At 58.1% G+C, this 16,143-nt stretch carries 8 protein-coding genes; 3 read left to right on the top strand and 5 right to left on the bottom strand.

All coding sequences use genetic code 11. The features are described 5' to 3' along the window. Window positions 1-115: 115 nt before the first annotated feature. Complete coding sequence (locus QEH54_RS04140; RefSeq protein ID WP_309017361.1) at window positions 116-3,118, top strand: two-component regulator propeller domain-containing protein; 3,003 nt, start codon at window positions 116-118, stop codon at window positions 3,116-3,118. 214 nt (window positions 3,119-3,332) lie between these two features. Here QEH54_RS04140 and QEH54_RS04135 read toward each other — a convergent pair whose 3' ends face one another. From QEH54_RS04135 to QEH54_RS04125, 3 genes are all read right to left on the bottom strand, one after another. After that, entirely contained in the window at window positions 3,333-4,010 is a 678-nt protein-coding gene (locus QEH54_RS04135; protein WP_309017360.1) for an NF038129 family PEP-CTERM protein, read from the bottom strand. A 44-nt stretch (window positions 4,011-4,054) separates the two neighbouring features. Beyond that, window positions 4,055-6,562: a cellulase family glycosylhydrolase gene (locus QEH54_RS04130; RefSeq protein ID WP_309017359.1), complete on the bottom strand. Its 2,508-nt coding sequence runs from the start codon at window positions 6,560-6,562 to the stop codon at window positions 4,055-4,057. A 353-nt stretch (window positions 6,563-6,915) separates the two neighbouring features. After that, a complete protein-coding gene (locus QEH54_RS04125) occupies window positions 6,916-9,489 on the bottom strand; it encodes a hypothetical protein (protein ID WP_309017358.1) in 2,574 nt (857 codons plus the stop codon). Window positions 9,490-9,789: 300 nt separating this feature from the next. Between QEH54_RS04125 and QEH54_RS04120 the strand changes: the two genes are divergently transcribed. Together QEH54_RS04120 and QEH54_RS04115 are read left to right on the top strand one after the other, a co-directional pair. Beyond that, the gene (locus QEH54_RS04120; protein ID WP_309017357.1) at window positions 9,790-10,716 is read left to right on the top strand and encodes a hypothetical protein; all 927 of its coding nucleotides are present in this window, start codon (window positions 9,790-9,792) and stop codon (window positions 10,714-10,716) included. Between the two features lie 15 nt (window positions 10,717-10,731). Continuing rightward, entirely contained in the window at window positions 10,732-11,337 is a 606-nt protein-coding gene (locus QEH54_RS04115) for an alpha-L-arabinofuranosidase C-terminal domain-containing protein (protein WP_309017420.1), read from the top strand. A gap of 107 nt (window positions 11,338-11,444) precedes the next feature. Here the strand turns inward: QEH54_RS04115 and QEH54_RS04110 are convergent, their stop codons facing one another. Beyond that, entirely contained in the window at window positions 11,445-13,379 is a 1,935-nt protein-coding gene (locus QEH54_RS04110) for a glycoside hydrolase family 97 catalytic domain-containing protein (RefSeq protein ID WP_309017356.1), read from the bottom strand. Window positions 13,380-13,606: 227 nt separating this feature from the next. Beyond that, window positions 13,607-15,988 (bottom strand): carbonic anhydrase, encoded by a 2,382-nt coding sequence (locus QEH54_RS04105; protein WP_309017355.1) that lies wholly within the window; start codon window positions 15,986-15,988, stop codon window positions 13,607-13,609. Between the last annotated feature and the right edge of the window lie 155 nt (window positions 15,989-16,143).

The raw sequence follows: 16,143 nt of genomic DNA, 5'->3' as shown, positions 1-16,143 counted from the left end.
CGAAATTCTTTCGCGTCCACGGGAGCGTTTCCTATGCTGCTTGCGAGTTTTAGATAGTTTAGTAACCCTTTATCTTTCGATGTTGTCCGTCGGTTTTTTACTCCAGCGCTCCATTTTGAACCTGCGTTTTCTCCTGTTCACAGTCGTCTTTTGGGTCGTCTGCGCGATTGCGGCGGTTGACGGAAGCGCAGCGACCCTGTTGGCCGATGGCTATACGCTACGGATATGGCGGACGGAAGACGGGCTGCCGCAGAACATGGTGACTTCCGCGGTGCAAACCAGCGACGGATACCTTTGGTTTGGAACCAACAGCGGCTTGGCCCGTTTCAATGGGGATAGCTTTCGGGTCTTCGACTCTGCCAACACCCCGCAGATACAGGATCGCCGCATCACTCGGCTTTATGAAGATGCGCAAGGAACGCTGTGGATTGGCCAGGAGTCGGGTGGGATCGCGTGCCTGCGAGATGGCCAGTTTTTCGCTGTCGCTACTCCGTCGGGCGATATTGGGGAAAAGATCATAGGGCTTGGCAGCGATGCTGAGGGGCGGCTTTGGGCGATGCACGAAAACGGTTCGGTGAGCCGCGTGGGAGGTGATGCTGTCATCCCCTCCATGATCGGCGACGAGCACCCGGGGCTTTTGTCCTGGAGCCGGGCTGAGGATGGTCGAATCTTTGTCATGGAAAACAACTACGGAGCGCGTTTGGTGGATGGCGAACTCGTGCCGATCGAGCTGCCGCAGCCTTCCTATTACGACTACATCGAAGGCATCATTCCCGCCGCAGGAGGCGGAGCGTGGGTGCTCCACGACCGAAAGATTCGCAAAGCGGAGGGCGATCGTTGGACGGAGGACCGAGGGAGCTTTCCTTGGCCGCAAGCAACCATCTCCGATATCGTGGAACTGAGCGACGGCACGCTGGCGGTCGGAACAGTTCACGCTGGGTTGTATCTGATTTTTGGTGACGATCGCCAGCCGGTGAGATTCAACCGCGACAATGGACTGCCACAAAATTGGATACGTTTTCTCTACGAAGACCGGGAGGGAACCTTGTGGGCAGGTGCAGGCAGCTCGGGGCTAGTGTCAATTCATCCAAGCGCCTTGAGTAGACTGAAGTCACCTGACCAGTGGCGCGGCACCAGTACGCTGACGCTCGCCGCGGGAAGCGAAAATTCGCTCTGGATTGGAACCGATGGGGCTGGATTGTACCACCATAACGCAGGGGAGTGGGCAACCTACGCGGGTGAAGAAGGCTTGGACAATCCGTACATATCGGCGGTGACGGAGACGCAAGCTGGCGAGGTTTGGGCTGGGAACTACTGGTGGGGCGGACCGTATCGGCTGGATGGAGACAAGTTCGTAAGGCCAGCAGGCGTACCGGAGACCACCAGTCCCGTTCTCGGGTTGCTGTCGAATCCTGCAACAGGCGTACTCTTGGTCGGGACTCGGGATGGCGTGGCGGAGGTTACGGATGCAGGGCTGAACTGGCTGATCAAGTCTCCTGGTGGTGTCGGGGACGATGTAGGCGCCATGACATGGGACCGAGAGGGCGCTCTCTGGTGCGGGTTTTCCCAAGGCGGGCTGGCGCGTTTGGCCGATGGGCAAATCATGTTTTTCCAGCGCGAAGACGGAGTAGGCAGCAACTCGGTGCAGAGCCTTTTTGCCGACGATGAAGATGGATCGCTTTGGATAGGGACCGCGGACAACGGCCTGACGCGATTCAAGGATGGCCGTTTCGTCAATCTTGGCACGAGTCACGGTCTGACGGATAAGACGATCTGCTACATGCTCGAGGATGATCGCGGCTACTTGTGGATGAGCACGCGGCGTGGAATCCAGCGTGTATCCAAAGTGGAGCTGAATCGTTGCGCCGACGGCGATATCCCGAGATTCACCAGCCTGTCTTATGATCGCAGCGATGGCTTGCCGGTATCAGAATTTCAAGGCGGGCGTCAGGGCGCGGGTTGCCGTACGGAGGATGGTCGGATCTGGTTCGCCAGCAGCGCGGGACCGATTTCGGTGGATCCGGATTCGATTCAGCCAAATCCTTTGGCTCCGCCCATGGCGATCGAGTCGCTCGAAGTGGATGGACAAACCGTGCCCTTAGAAGATGGGGTGGTCCCGTTCGAATTCGCGCCCGATCACGAGCGGTTGGAGTTCACTTTCAGCGCTTTGAGTTTCGTGGCTCCGGACAAGGTGAGGTTTAAATACAAGCTGGAGGGATCCGATAACGATTGGCGCGATGCGGGCAACATGCGATTCGCCCAATACAGTCGCTTGCCTGCCGGTGACTATCGTTTTCGGGTCATCGCCTGCAACAACGATGGGGTGTGGAATACCGAGGGGGCGTCGCTGGCCTTTGTGGTGGCCCCGTTCTTTTGGCAGACGTGGTGGTTCGTGGGGGCGTGCGTGCTGATGGCGTCTGGCATGGTCGCTTCGGGCGTCCGCTACGCGACGCGTCGACGAATGCTGCGCGAACTGGAGGATTTGGAACGGCAGCATGCGGTGGAGCGGGAGCGTTCTCGCATAGCGCAGGATATACACGACGACGTAGGGGCGAGCTTGTCGAGAATCGCGATCCTCAGCCAGACAGCGCGTAGCCAGTTGTCGGATACTAAGGGCGCGACTGCTGTTCTTTCTCACATCTATGGCACCGCTCGTAGTGTGACCCGCGCCCTCGACGAGATCGTTTGGGCGGTGAACCCGAAACACGATACGCTCGACAGTCTTGTCGACTACATGGGCAAGTTCGCTCACGATTTTTTGTCTGCTGCGAACGTGCGCTGTCGTCTCGATCTACCGGTGGAGGTTCCGCCCTGGAACTTGTCAGCCGAAGTCCGACACAATGTCTTCCTGGCTTTCAAGGAGGCTCTGAATAATTTGGTGAAGCACGCTTATGCTACGGAAGCTTGGGTGCATATCGAAGTCAGTGAGGCGGGGTTCACGATCGAGCTCAAGGACAACGGGCGAGGACTTCCGGACGAAGCGGACTCCGATGGAGCAGGCTTTGGCAATGGATTGATAAACATGCGTGATCGAATGTCGCGCATAGGTGGCAGTTGCGAAATCGTCGGTGAATCCGGAACGGGAACGAAGGTAGTGCTCTTCGTTCGTACAAAGTGATACGACTCCAGACGTTCGGTATAGAGTAGAACACTACAGATCGCCCGTGACTGCCCTCGTATCCTGAATGTCGTGACGAATAGAAAAGGACTCATCCAAAGGGAAACCGCTTGCACGGTTTCCTGCTTTCGGATGAGTCCTTGTAACCTAAAGAGGGGATTGAGGCAGTGAGTGAGGGGGTGCGCTCGTTCGTTTACCTTTTGCTTGCCGTGTCTTAGGAGACGAGGTGGTGATCCAGTCTCCGTCTTGTGGCAAACATCGCGATCAGCGAAGCAAGGCCGATGCAGAATACTGAACTGTCTGGTACCGTCGATACGCTTGGGGCGCCTACGTCACTGTATTCAAAATCGCCTGCGAAGGTATCGATTTGGGGGTGGTCGCCGTCCAAGGTGATCTGCAGCAGGTTATCTGAGAAGTCCGGAGCTTGGGTCCAGATCGGGAAGAGACTGCCATCGAGAATCGAAAAGCTAAACATGTCCGTCGACCCATCGCTATTGAGGTTGTCGCTGAGAGTAAGCAAGAAGGATAGCGAACTTCCTGGGACGAACTCCTGGTAGACTTGGTAAAAGGAACCGAAGGGCAGGAGGATATCCACTAGCTCTATCCCAGCGGACGTGGCGCTCGCTCCGCTGAATACAGTAGGCGAGCCGACTGTATGGCCAGACCCACCGAACTGGAGGTTGCTGATGGTTGCAGAGTTGTTTCCAAGATCGGCTGCAGTTCCATCGAGCAACAGGAAGTCCAGATAGAAGGGAGCAGACGCGCTCCCTTGCAGCGAGCTTGTATCAAGCGATACGCTATAGGTTGTAATTGCGTTTCCGATACAGCTAAGACCGAGTGCCGATGCGGCAGCTGCCAACAGGCGAATGGTTTTCATGGTCGTTCGTTTCATGGATGTTGTGTGTGTTGTGTTTGGGACGTTCTGGTTGTTTTATATTAAGGATTTTCTCCTCCGACGATGGTTCGGGTGGTGTAGGTGATGCCTCCGGAGCGTGGCATGCTGAACTGGAGGACAGCGTTTATGGATGCTCCGGGCTCAATGGTGCCGTCGGTAAGCAGGATGTAGGGACTGTCGATCGGAGCCGATTCCAGGGTCGTGCCATCGGCGTTTGCGAGCGAGGTGTTGGATGACAACTCGTCGAGGGCAAGGTAGATAGGGCCGAAGACGTCTTCCGTGCCGGTGTTGGTGACGGTTACCCTTTGAGCGTAGGTACGTGCCCGACGGTTGAGCGCAAATCCTCCGCGGTCTACGCTGAGCGTGTTTGGCGAGAGCTGGGCTCCGTCGATGAACGTTACGTTCGATGCCAGAGAGGAGGTGAACTTGATGTCGTCGATGTAGTAGGTCGGCGCCGTTTCGCCCCTGAAATTCTGGAAGCTGAGGCGGTTAATGTCGGACCAGCCTTCGGCTCCGAAGATACTGAGCGGGATCTCGACCTTCGTCCAGGTGCCGGCTTCCGGGCGGACCGTGGTGGCGCTGCCCCAGATGACGCCGTTGGAATCCTCGGGATTGGGGTGACCGACGTTGACTCCAATGTTTTGGCCGCCTTCGCTGCCGCCATGGATCCAGAAGTTCAAGGTCTTGAACGTCGACGTATCTACTGGAGTTTCCCAAGGGTTGTGTCCTAGCACGACACCACCCCAAGCTCCGGCATTTACCTCGATCGAGTTCGTACCGGACTGAACGGTCGTGGTGCTCGCAAGGTCGCGAGGCGCCCAGCTTGCCCAGTCGTTCCAGCCTACGAGGCTGTCGTCGTAGACGACCCATTCATCGGCGTCTCCATCTACCGTGCCGGCAGTGAAGGTGACGCGGTACTTCACCACGCGACCGCTCCACATGTGGAAGATGAGGTCGATCGGGTCGTTGTTGGTGGATTGGAAGAACGTGTTTTTGATCGTCATGGCCTTGCCCGCGTAGTTGGGGAGGTAGTTCTCCTTGTAGCGCTGGAAAGACGTCCAGTCGGCTGGTCCTGGGTTGGGCCATGCAACGCCAACGTACTTGGCTTCCATCGCTTCCAAAACGTCGCCTCCGAAGTCGGTGGGGATGACGAGGTCGAGACCCTTCGTGGTCGTGGCCGGAGCGAGGACCATTTTGCCCAAGTTACGAACGAAGAGCTTCCAAGGGAGGCCAGAGCTGAAGTTTGTTTCCAGTACGGTCTTCACTCCGTATTCGCCCGATGCATACTGTTCGAGGAAACTGGTCTTGAGCGTCAGGACGTCGCCGTCGAGCGTGTAGTCGACGCCCTCGGTGAGCGGGGAGCCGTTGTCGGTGATCGAAACGAAGCTATTGCCGTTCAGGTTGAGCGGGATTTCGACATCCGCAGGGGCTTCGCCATCCACGAATACGAGATCGGTGGCGCCGGTCGATGAGCGGCCTTGCGCGCATGCCAGCATGTAGTCGTAGAGCTCGGGAGTGATCCAATCGAAAGTGGAACGATTGAAGAACCCTCCGGCGTCCCACCATTGGTAGGTCATGCCGGTCGACTGAAGATAGGAGAGCACGTGCTCGAAGTACTGAAGGGCCTGGCCGCGCTGGACTCCCTCGTCGACGCGGCTGAAGTCCAATAGGCCGATTTCGCCTACGATCACTGGAATGCCGTTGGCCACTAGGGTGTCGTTTACGCGTTCGAGGCCGGACATGGTCCAATCCTTGGCGGCGCCATCGAACTTGGTCACCCCGGTGATGTTCACGGCGAACGGCCAGTAGCCGTACTCGTGCACGGTCGCGATGAGGTTGGGGTCATCCAGGTACTCGATGGTGTCCTTGAGCGCATCGAGGTACTGCTGGCTGTTGTTGGTGCGCAGTGTGGGCAACACGAGGGGACGGGTGGCGTTGTTGCCGCCGGTGCCGCGCACGATGTCGAAGAACGAGATGTTCAGTTCGTCGAGCAGGGCGATTTGCGTGGCGTCGTCGGCATCGTGAAACTCCGGCTCGTTGATGCTCTCGAAATGGAGCTTGTTCGAGTAGTCGCGGAAGCGGGGCGCTATCTGCGACCAGATGGCGTTGAAACGCTCGAGCACGGCATCGTGGTCGGCCGGCATGTCACGCATCCAGATGGAGTCGTGGTGCATGTTGAGCATCACGTAGAGATCGGCCTCGATCGACCAATCGACGACCTCCTGCACGCGGTCCATCCAAGCGGGATCGATCGTGTAGTCCGGAGCGGGGCCGACGTACTGGTTCCAGGTCACGGGAATGCGGATACTCTTGAATCCTTGGGCGGCGACCTGCTCGATGAGCTCTTGCGTGGCGGGCGCGTTGCCCCAGGACGTTTCCGTCGGGGAGGCGTCGAGCGAGTTGCCCAGGTTCCAGCCGGGCTGCATGGCTTCGACGTATTCCTGCATGGGCGTTTTTTCGGCGAAGCTCGAATGCGCCGCGAGGAGGGCGCAGATCATGCCGATTGCTAGGCGAAGCAGGTGATGGGGTTGGGGTAAGCGTTTTTTCATGTGCGTGTATTCATAGTTTGGGTTCAACATGCGTAGGCAAAAGGGGTGCCGCGATTAGCGGCAAATCGGTGAAAGTATTCCGAGACAGGATCGTTTTTTTGGGGCAGGGTCGTGTCGCCTATTTGGGCTGGGTTGTGAAATAATAGCTAAAAACGGCCAAACGGCCTATCGCTAGAACTCGTGACGGGGATTCTCCGATACGGTCCCCCGAGGGTTAACCCATGAGGCTTGGAGCTGTTTGCACGACGAAACCTGCCCTTGCGCGTGAAGGGAGGCTTTGGGGAAACGAGGCGCCGCAGCTTTATCAGTCGTCCCGACTGCGACGACCTCACGGCGCCATGCCGGCAGGCAGACTAGGGCGTTGGCTGAGTCTTCAGTCGCAGAAACTGGGGGCGGGAAGAGAGGGAGTCTTTCAAATCGTATTTGAGGACCTGATACAGGTTGTCCTCGCTAGGCGAAGTCTTGGACAGATCGAAGGCGGTTTCGATTGGCTGCCAGGTGTGCAGATCCTGCGAAACTTCGATCGCCAGCGTGGCGGATTTGAGCTGGGCCTGCCTTCGTAGGGTGAATCGAAGGGCATTCGTTTCCGCATCGGTGGAAATCCATTTGCTGATCTGATCGGCTTGCCTTGGATTCGCGCCGAGAGTCCACTCCAACAGGTTGCTGATCTTGTCGTTTTCGGGATCGGCAGTAGCTCCCACTATCGTTTCATCGAGGAGCTCGTCCGTGGTGAAATGGGTTTCCAGCCATTCGTCCCAAGGCACGCTATCTCTGTCTGTGATTTCGCCGTAGACGATGCCCAGTCCTGCGGTGCTCATGAAAACCCGGCCGTAGACGTTCATGTCGCCCACCACGAAGTGACCGTTGGCGGGGCCGCCGAATTCGTGGTCGTCGTCGTTCACGCGAGTCCAGCTGGCTCCTTGGTCGGTCGAGCGATAGAGGCCGCGCTGGCCGTCGACGGTGCCCCAGATGTAGATCGTCAAGTAACTGGCGTCCGGAGCCGCGGCGCCGACGCCGACTGCTTCGCAGTAGGTCACGCCTGAGATGGTCTGGAAGGTCGATCCTCCATTGGTCGAGCGCCGCAGGCCTTGGCCGTTGAGAGCTGCCCAGAGGTGACCTTCCTTGCCTGGAACGACCGTCAAGCGTTTGGAACCGCCATTTGGCAAGGAGCCGACCGCAGAGAAGCTGACGCCACCGTCGTCGCTGCGGTAGAGGCTGCTGCCTCCGTAGACATAGAACGTGTTGGCATCGACAGGGTCGGCCACTGGACGGGCGTTGGAGACGGGCAGGCCGGTCACCTCGGTCCACGATTGGCCCGCGTCGGTAGTGCGGTAGGTGGTGGAGGAGCCGTCGGGGCAGTGGAGCAGCACGCTGCCATCTGCGGAGTAGGCGAGAAGACCTTTGGTCCCTTTTCTTGTCGGGGCTGCGGTCCACGTGGCGGCGCCATCGGTGGAGAGGTAGAGGGCGTTGCCCGCTCGCGCGACGAAGTTGGAATCGAGAGCCGCGACGGCGAGTCCGGTAGTGGTACCCATAGTGGGGGCGTGCTGTGGCGCGTATTGGGAAGGGTCGTCGTGCACGAAACCATCGTAGTCGCCGATGACCGAGATCAGCGGTCCGTCCTTCACGCTGACGAGATCCAAAGCCACGGTTTCCTCCAAGCCCTTCACGTCGAAATGCCAGACGGTGGGCGTGGCGTCGATGTCGTCGGCGCGGAAGATGCCGTTGCCCGATACGACCCAGGCTCGTTTGGAATCGAAGGGATCGAACTCGATGGAACCCGCCCAGTGAATGGATTTGCCGAGAATCCAGGTCACGCCATCCGGATCGACTTCGAATCCGCGGGAAATGACGTTGGTCCAGCTGGCGCCCCCGTCGTCGGAGACGAAAATCTGGTCGCCCCAGCCCGAGCCTTGGGCCATCCAGGCGTTGATAGTCGAGAGCAGGAGTCGCTGAGGATCGGCGGGATCGACGGTGATGCCTCCGAAGGCGCGGGTCATGTTGGCCGGAGTGACGTTGGTCCACGCGCCGGTGGCGGTGTCGTACTTCCAGACTTGGCCGCTCTCCATCGGTTGGTTTAGTGAAGCGTTCGAGTGTCCGTGCGGGCCCGGGCCGTCCGCGTAGGCGAGGTAGAGGTTTCCGTCGCTGGCGAGCGCGGCGCGGTGGGGCATGAGATCGGTCGGGGCTCCTGCGATGGGCGAAAAGGAGGCTCCAGCGTCGTCGCTGCGGTAGAGGTTTTCGCCGAAGCGGGAGACGCCAACGAAAAGGGTTTGGCTGGCCCCGTTGGCGGCACTGCTCGGGTCGATGACCACGAGATGGACGCCGTTTTGGTTGGGGGTGGTGGTGACGTCGAGGGCGTCGAGGCGGGCCCAGGTTTTCCCCGCGTCAAGGCTCTTGAAAAGCCCGGTCCAGCGCGAGCCGCTGTAGAGCACGTCGCCGTTGTTGGGGTCGACCTGCAAACGCTCTCCAGACTGCCGTCCCATGCCGTTGCCATGCACTTTGAACTGAGCGCTCACGTCCACGATCTCGAAGGTCGCGCCATAGTCGTCGGAGCGGAGAATGGCGGTGCGTCCGTTGTTGAAATAGGAGGTGCCGGCGAGAAGGTAGAGCTTGTTGGGCGACGACTCGTCTATGGCCAGTGACTCGATGCCCAGCAAGCCCAGCTCTTCGGCGGAGACTCCGAAGTTCAGGGGGATCCATTCTCCGGCCTCGCCCGCGTCGCTATCCCAGCGGTAGGCGCCGCCGACGTCGGTGCGGGCGTAGCGGAGTCCCTGTTCGCTCTTGCTGGTGATGATGCCGGAAACGAAACCGCCTCCGCCCATGCGAACGGTGTCCCAGGTGTAATTCTCCTGCGCGTAGACGGTGCAGGAGAGGAAGAGCGATAGGCCGAAAAAGACAGCCAGAAGGCGTGAAAGCGATCGTTCAGACATTGTTTGAGAGGAATGACGCGAAGGGGCGCTCGCGGAGGTATCGGAGGCAAGGGTAGGCCAACGAAGCTCAGAAGACTACCAGAAACGGCAGAAGCCGTCTGTCACGAGTTTTTGCTACCAAGACTCTCTGGTAAAACTCTAGGTGAAGACTGCGACGCACGAAGGCGGCTTTCCAATTTTACCACGTTTAAGAGCAAGCATGTGCCGAAACACCAGTTGATTTTGATAGTTCGAGTGAGATGCTAGATGCGGTCAATTTTCGCTAAACTAGTAATCATTACCCCGCTCGCACCCCAAACGATGAAGAAGACGCTCGCTACCTTAGCCATTTCCGTGGCTGCAAGTAACTTTGGCCGCTCGACCGAGAGCAGCCCCGCTCAAATCACCGTAACTATCGACGATGCGACCGCCGAGATCTCGCCGCTGATCTACGGACAGTTTATCGAGCATCTCGGGCGGGCTATCTACGGGGGCATCTACGACGAGGACTCGCCCCTCAGCGACCGGAATGGTTTCCGGAAAGACGTTTTGGAAAAGATCCGAAATCTGAATACGCCGCTATTTCGTTATCCGGGTGGTACCGTGACCAAAATCTACCACTGGGAAGATGGCATCGGCCCCAAGGATGAGCGGCCGGTTCGGCGCAACTTGATCTGGGGTGGGGAGGACAGCAATCGCTTCGGCACGGATGAGTTCATGGCCTACAGCGACTCGATCGGCGCCGAGCCCTTTCTCGCTGTGAACATGTCCACCGGGACCGCCGAGGAAGCGTCCTACTGGGTCGAATACTGCAATGCGGACGGCAACAGCTACTACGCTAACTTCCGGCGAGCGAATGGGCATGCTGCTCCCTACAACGTGAAGTACTGGGGCTTGGGAAACGAGGAGGCGGCCGAACCGGATGCCGGGGTGCTGCAAGATCCGAACGACTATGTGGAAAAAGCGTGGTACTACGCCAAGCTCATGAAGCTGCAGGATCCGAATATCGAGTTTATCATGGTCGGCCATGACGAGCATTGGAATCAAACGATTCTCGAGGGCTTGGATCCTATCGCCGACTACCTTTCCCTGCATCTCTACGCTAGCTCTCAGGGGGATTCGCCTTATTCGCTCTTTGCCTCGGTCGCGAGCATGGAGGAAAAGGTCAAAACAACCGCTGCCCAGATCAAGACCCTGACCCCGGCGACTCCTGAACCTTTGAGCAAATGGTATCGCTTTCCCGGCTGAAAAGGTCCGGTCAAGATCGCGCTGGATGAATGGGGCTTCTGGGAACCGAACGGTACGGGGGCGTATGGGCTCGAGCAGACCTACACTTGGAACCACGCCCTTGGCACGGCCTGTTTTCTAAACCTATTTCAGCGGCACGCCGACACGGTTGGCATGGCCACTTGGGCCCAGACCGTCAACGTTCTCGCTCCCCTTATGACGGACGAAACGAACGTGGTCTGCCAAACGGTGTATTATCCTATGGCCCTGTATCGGGAACTCTGCGGTAGCCAGAGCGTGAAATCGGATGTGGATTGTCATGGCCTGCCGGATACGGATGGCCTGCCGATGCTTGACGTCTCCTCGTCGATAGACGAAGCCGGAGAGACCCTCTCTATCGCCATCGTGAACCGCAGCGAAACGGAACAAGCTGAAATCGAGCTTAGCGTGAAAGGCGCCGAAGTCCGCGGAGAGTGGACTGCGCATGAACTCAACGCATCATCGATCCACGATGTGAATACGCTTGAGGAGCAGGATAAGGAAGTGGTGCAGTACAGCGTCCGAACCTTGCCCAAAGGCTCGACAAGCTATCTCGCGCCCGCCCACAGCATCACAATTCTCAAGGTCGGTCTTGCCCGATAAGCGCTCCGAGATCGTTCTCTCGCACTGAAGCCTTCAACGCGTATCGATTCAGCGCCTACGCGTCGAAGGCCATTGGCGCGCCCGTACAGGATCGCGGGTTGTAGCGTTTATTGAAATAGAACCACGCCGCCGCCCACGCCGAGGTCGACGTAGACGATGCCCTTGGCATCGACTTTGACTTCCTTCTTGGCCGCCCGGCCATCGGTTTTGTCATGAATCATGGTCAGCGTCTTGCCTTTCAGCCAGGGAAGCTCGAGGCGTACGGCGCGCGGCTTGGGGCTGCCATTGGTCGCAGCGACGTACCAGCGGTCGCGGGAACGGCGAGCGAGAGCGGTATACTCTCCGGGGTAGCCATCGACGTAGCGAACCTCGTCCCAAGCGGCTGGGACTTCACGCAGGAAGTCGATGACGAAGTCTGGCTGCTCTTCGAGGTTGTTCGGCGTAAGTCCGAAGTGTTGAATGGGCGAGAAGTAGAGCACTGCGGTGGCCAACTGAAAGGCGTCGGTGGTGCGGCGGATGTTGCCCTGATCGTGTTCGCGGGAGAACCGTTTGTTGAGCAGTACTGGGCCGTAGTCCATGGCTGCTACTGGATTGCGGACGAAGGGGAAGATGGTGCTGTTGAGGGCTTCCTTGTCGGCGAAGTCCTGGGTGAAAATGAGGTTCTCCGAGGCGGTGATCGCTTCCGCTGTTATGAAATTTGGATACATACGTTCCCAGCCGCGAGGCAGGGTGGTGCCGTGGAAATTGAGCGAGAGCCCAAAGCGGTTGGCGTCGGTCAAGAGGTCTTCGTAGAGCTTCATGGTGGTTTGCTTGTCGCCACCGAAGAAATCGATCTTCAGGCCCTTGACGCCGATCGACTGCAGCCAGGCCATCTCGTTTTGGCGGACGGGCGCCGTATCCATGCGGTTGTGCGGGCTAAACGGGGCGTCGTTCCAGTATCCATTTGAATTATACCAAAGCAATACGTCGACGCCCTTGGACTGGGCGAAAGCAACCAGCTCTTCCAGCTTCTCTTCCCCGAGATTCACGTCCCACATAGAGTCGATGAGGATGTATTCATAATCCATGGTATCGGCCAGTTCGATAAAGGCCCGCTGGTCGGCTTCGTTCATGCTAGGGTTCTGCCATAGCAGCCAGCTCCAGGTGGAGCGGCCGGGCTGGTAGTCCATCGACGCTTCGTACAAGGGCTCCACGACATCGGTGGCTACGGTGGATTCCACGATGGGCGCCAAGGTTTTTCCGATGGTGATGGTGCGCCATGGGCTTTCGAAAGGCAGCGAAGCCGATACGGTGGTCGCGCCGACCCCACCGTTTTCGCCCGGTTGAGGAAAGGCGATCGGGTAGCGGCCGTCGACTGAAGGCTCGTCCAGTCGCGTTCCGCAATAGCGGCTAGTGACACCGGTTTCGGAAATCAGAGCCCAGCCCTTGTCTCCGAGGCGGAAGAGAGCCGGGTAGGTGAATCCAAGACCGGTCGGCGACGGGGTCCCCACGGGCACATCTAGCATGTACGCCTCCTCGTAGCTCGGCTGCACGGACATCCAACCCGTTCCTGGAGCTGCTTGGTGCGTTATGAAAGCGGTGGCCGTTTCAGGCAAATCGAAGGCGGTCGCCTCGCTTTCGATGGTGACCCGTCGCTTGTCCTCGCTAGCAAGACCGTAGCGAAAGGCGACGTCGTCATTGCTCACGCGGAAGACGACCTCGAGGGTGTCGCCATGCTCGTTTGCAAATCGGGTCGTTAGCTCATTGGCTTTGTAGTGGACGCTGCGCATCTTGCCGTGGGGCAGTTCGTAACGTTCGTCGATGCGGCGAGTTTCCGAAACTGTTTCCCGCAGACCGGAGGCGAAGCTGCCGATGCTAGTTTCGAGCCCGAGAGACGAGCGCTCGATGGCGACAGAGCCTTGATGACGGACTTCGTAGTAGGGAGCTCCCTCATCGAGAGCGAGCGTGACGGAGAGAGAGCCGTCGGGGCTCTGGATTTCTCGGGCCGATAGGCCGCAGCCGAGGCTGGCGAGCAGAATTGAAAAGGGTAGGATGCGTTTCATTGGTTCTTCTGAGTAGGGAGCGGATCTTGGGGGAAGGGTTTCGATTGGTCGGCTGACTGATCTCAACGGTCCATCGATCCCGTATCCTAATGATGGGGACAATTAGGAGGGATCGTCCAAGTGATTGAGCAGGATAGGGTAGGCGAATACCGATCAGTCGCCTATCGCTAAAACTAGGGATGGCGACTTCGCATCGTGGAGAAGCGGGCGTAGGCAAAGCGCGAAGATCAGTTAAAAGACAAGGGCTGGGAGTGGTCGATTCTGCTCCTATTCGTCCTGACTCTCTTCGCGATGCCGACTTGAGCTTTCGGTCTTGAGCTCACGCCTGAAACCAATCTTCGCAGTTCGATCACGGTCTCGTTCAGCAATTCCGACTGGCTGCTAAGCTCTTCAGCGGCAGCGGCGGATTCCTCCGATATCGAGGCGTTTTGTTGTCCGACGGTGTCGATTTGTCGCATTGCTAGGTTTAGCTGGCGAACGCCGCTTCGTTGTTCGCTCACGGACCTCGCTTGTTCATGGGTCCGCTTGGCTATGTTTTCGGTGCGTTCCATGATCTCGGAAAGGCTTTTGCCCAGTTCACTCGTGATTTCGACTCCGACGACGGTCGTTGCGATGGTGCTCTCTATCTGGCTCGCCGTGTTGCGTGTCGCGTCGGCGCAGCGTTTCGCGAGATTCCTCACTTCGTCTGCGACCACTGCGAATCCAGACCCCGCTGATCCGGCTCGAGCCGCTTCTACCGAGGCGTTGAGAGCGAGGATGTTTGTCTGGAAGGCGATTTCGTCGATCGTCTTCACGATGTTTCCGACCGCATTGCTCGCGTGCTGAATGTCGTCCATCGCTTGCGACATGTCGGACATGCGCTTCACGCCTTCGCCAACGGCTTGCCGAACGTCTCCCATGAGTTCGTCGGTCTGTTGAAGGCTTTCGGAGATCGACGAGACGATACTGTCGATCTCTTCGAGGCTTGCCGAAGCCTCTTCGACCGAAGCGGCCTGTTCCGCTGATCCTTGGGCTAAGTCTTGGCTGGTGCTCGAAACCTGCGAAGCGACAACGGAGGTTTGGTGGGCCCCGTTTTGAAGATCCTCGGAAATGGATCCCAGCGGTTTTATGATGGATCTGGAAATCGATACGGAGAGAAATAGGCCGATCAGAACCGAAACGACAGATACCATTGCCACGAGCGTTTTGGAGTCGAGCAGGTCGGACAGAATTACGGGTTCGGCATCCGTCTGGCGTTTTACGATTTTGTTGGTGAGCTCAATGAGAGAGCCCTCAACTTGACCCGCCAAGGCGTCCATGTTTGCCAGCACGGTCTTTCTTTTCGCGCTGGCGGTCTCGTCTCCGATCTCCGAAAACAGCTTATCGTAGAGGGCCAGGCTATCGGTCACTTCTTTCAGGGTCGCTAGATGCTGCTTGTCGTCAAAGTGAACTGGGATTTTTTCGCAGATCTGGCGTAGCGATTGCAGCTCTTCCGCCAGAATGTCTCTGGATCTATTGGAGCCGTCGCTAGCGAAGTCGTTGGCTGCGATTTCGGCTTCAAGAAACGCGATGTCGATTTCGGAAAGGAGAATGGTTCGACGGCTGTCGGATCTGTATGCTTCAAAATCTCGGTAGGCGGTCAGCATTCCCTCGAAACCGATCCCGCCAGCGAGCAGTACCAGAGCGACCATTCCGGAAAAACCAGCCCCGAGCCGATGTCCGACTCGCCATTTGGGAAGCAGGGCCTTGCACGCGTAGAATATGCTCGCTCCGCCCAGTAGGAGTCCACCGAGACCGACGAGGACCCAGTGCAGCGTATTCGTTTCTACCGGCTTCATCTCGAGAAAATCCAGATCCAGGGCTTCGTGTTGGTCGCTGTACTCTTGCTCGTGGATGTCCTGGCGTTCTGAGGAGACCGCTCGTGCCACCAATTCCGATTGTTTGGGATGCTCGCCAAGCCAGTCGACCTGTCCCGTTTCGATATCGTAGACGGCGCCGACCACGCGCAGCGAGCCTGCCTGGAGCAAAGAGCGTGCGACTTCGCTACGGTCCAGCAGGTCCTCTATCGAGACCCATACATTCTCGACTACAGCATGAGCCACCAAGTCCGCTTGCGATGCTTTGGTGGCTTTCGCTCTAGCCCGAGCAACCGCCGGGCTGATGTTGTCGACGAGCTGCGGGATGGAACCATGGACCTCATGCGACTGGGCGACGGCTGTCACTGCGCCGCAGTGAGTGTGACCAAGGACGACGAGCAGGGGAGTATTCAGATGGCCAATACCGTATTCAATCGATCCTACTTCATCTACGTCTGCCACGTTTCCTGCGACGCGAATGACAAAGAGGTCGCCAAGCCCTTGGTCGAAAATCAGTTCCGGGGAAACGCGCGAGTCCGAACAAGCGATGACAGTGGCAAATGGAGTCTGTCCGGCTGCGAGGCTCGCTCGGTGATCCATTTGCAAATTGGGATGAATAGACTCTTCGGAAACAAAGCGTTCGTTGCCCAGCAGCAATGAGCGTTTCGCTTCAGTGGAGTCGGGTGAGTCAGCCGAGAAGAGGTTTTGCTGGGAAAGCGCACAGCTCAGGAGCGATACGCTGAAGAGAAGTTTTAGAATCGAGATTTTATTCATAGCTTTGTGGGGTGGTGAGCTAGGAACGTCGATTCTCGTCGAGTGATGAATAAATGGGTGACAATTACCGAATTCTCGCGACAAACCGCCTGACGATCATCGCTCTGAGGTCGATCTGCCATGGGGGTTGGGGCAGTTCGGCTGCCCGATCTGCG

It is taken from the genome of Pelagicoccus sp. SDUM812003 (assembly GCF_031127815.1).
Taxonomy (GTDB): domain Bacteria; phylum Verrucomicrobiota; class Verrucomicrobiia; order Opitutales; family Opitutaceae; genus Pelagicoccus.
Note: the sequence above shows the minus strand (reverse complement) of the source record. Positions and strands in the feature narration are given on the sequence as shown.

What these genes read in the sequence shown, in the direction of transcription:
- QEH54_RS04125 (WP_309017358.1), bottom strand. Translation starts at nt 9,489, where the DNA reads ATGTCTGAACGATCGCTTTCACGCCTTCTGGCTGTCTTTTTCGGCCTA.
- QEH54_RS04105 (WP_309017355.1), bottom strand. Translation starts at nt 15,988, where the DNA reads ATGAATAAAATCTCGATTCTAAAACTTCTCTTCAGCGTATCGCTCCTG.
- QEH54_RS04135 (WP_309017360.1), bottom strand. Translation starts at nt 4,010, where the DNA reads ATGAAACGAACGACCATGAAAACCATTCGCCTGTTGGCAGCTGCCGCA.
- QEH54_RS04110 (WP_309017356.1), bottom strand. Translation starts at nt 13,379, where the DNA reads ATGAAACGCATCCTACCCTTTTCAATTCTGCTCGCCAGCCTCGGCTGC.
- QEH54_RS04130 (WP_309017359.1), bottom strand. Translation starts at nt 6,562, where the DNA reads ATGAAAAAACGCTTACCCCAACCCCATCACCTGCTTCGCCTAGCAATC.
- QEH54_RS04120 (WP_309017357.1), top strand. Translation starts at nt 9,790, where the DNA reads ATGAAGAAGACGCTCGCTACCTTAGCCATTTCCGTGGCTGCAAGTAAC.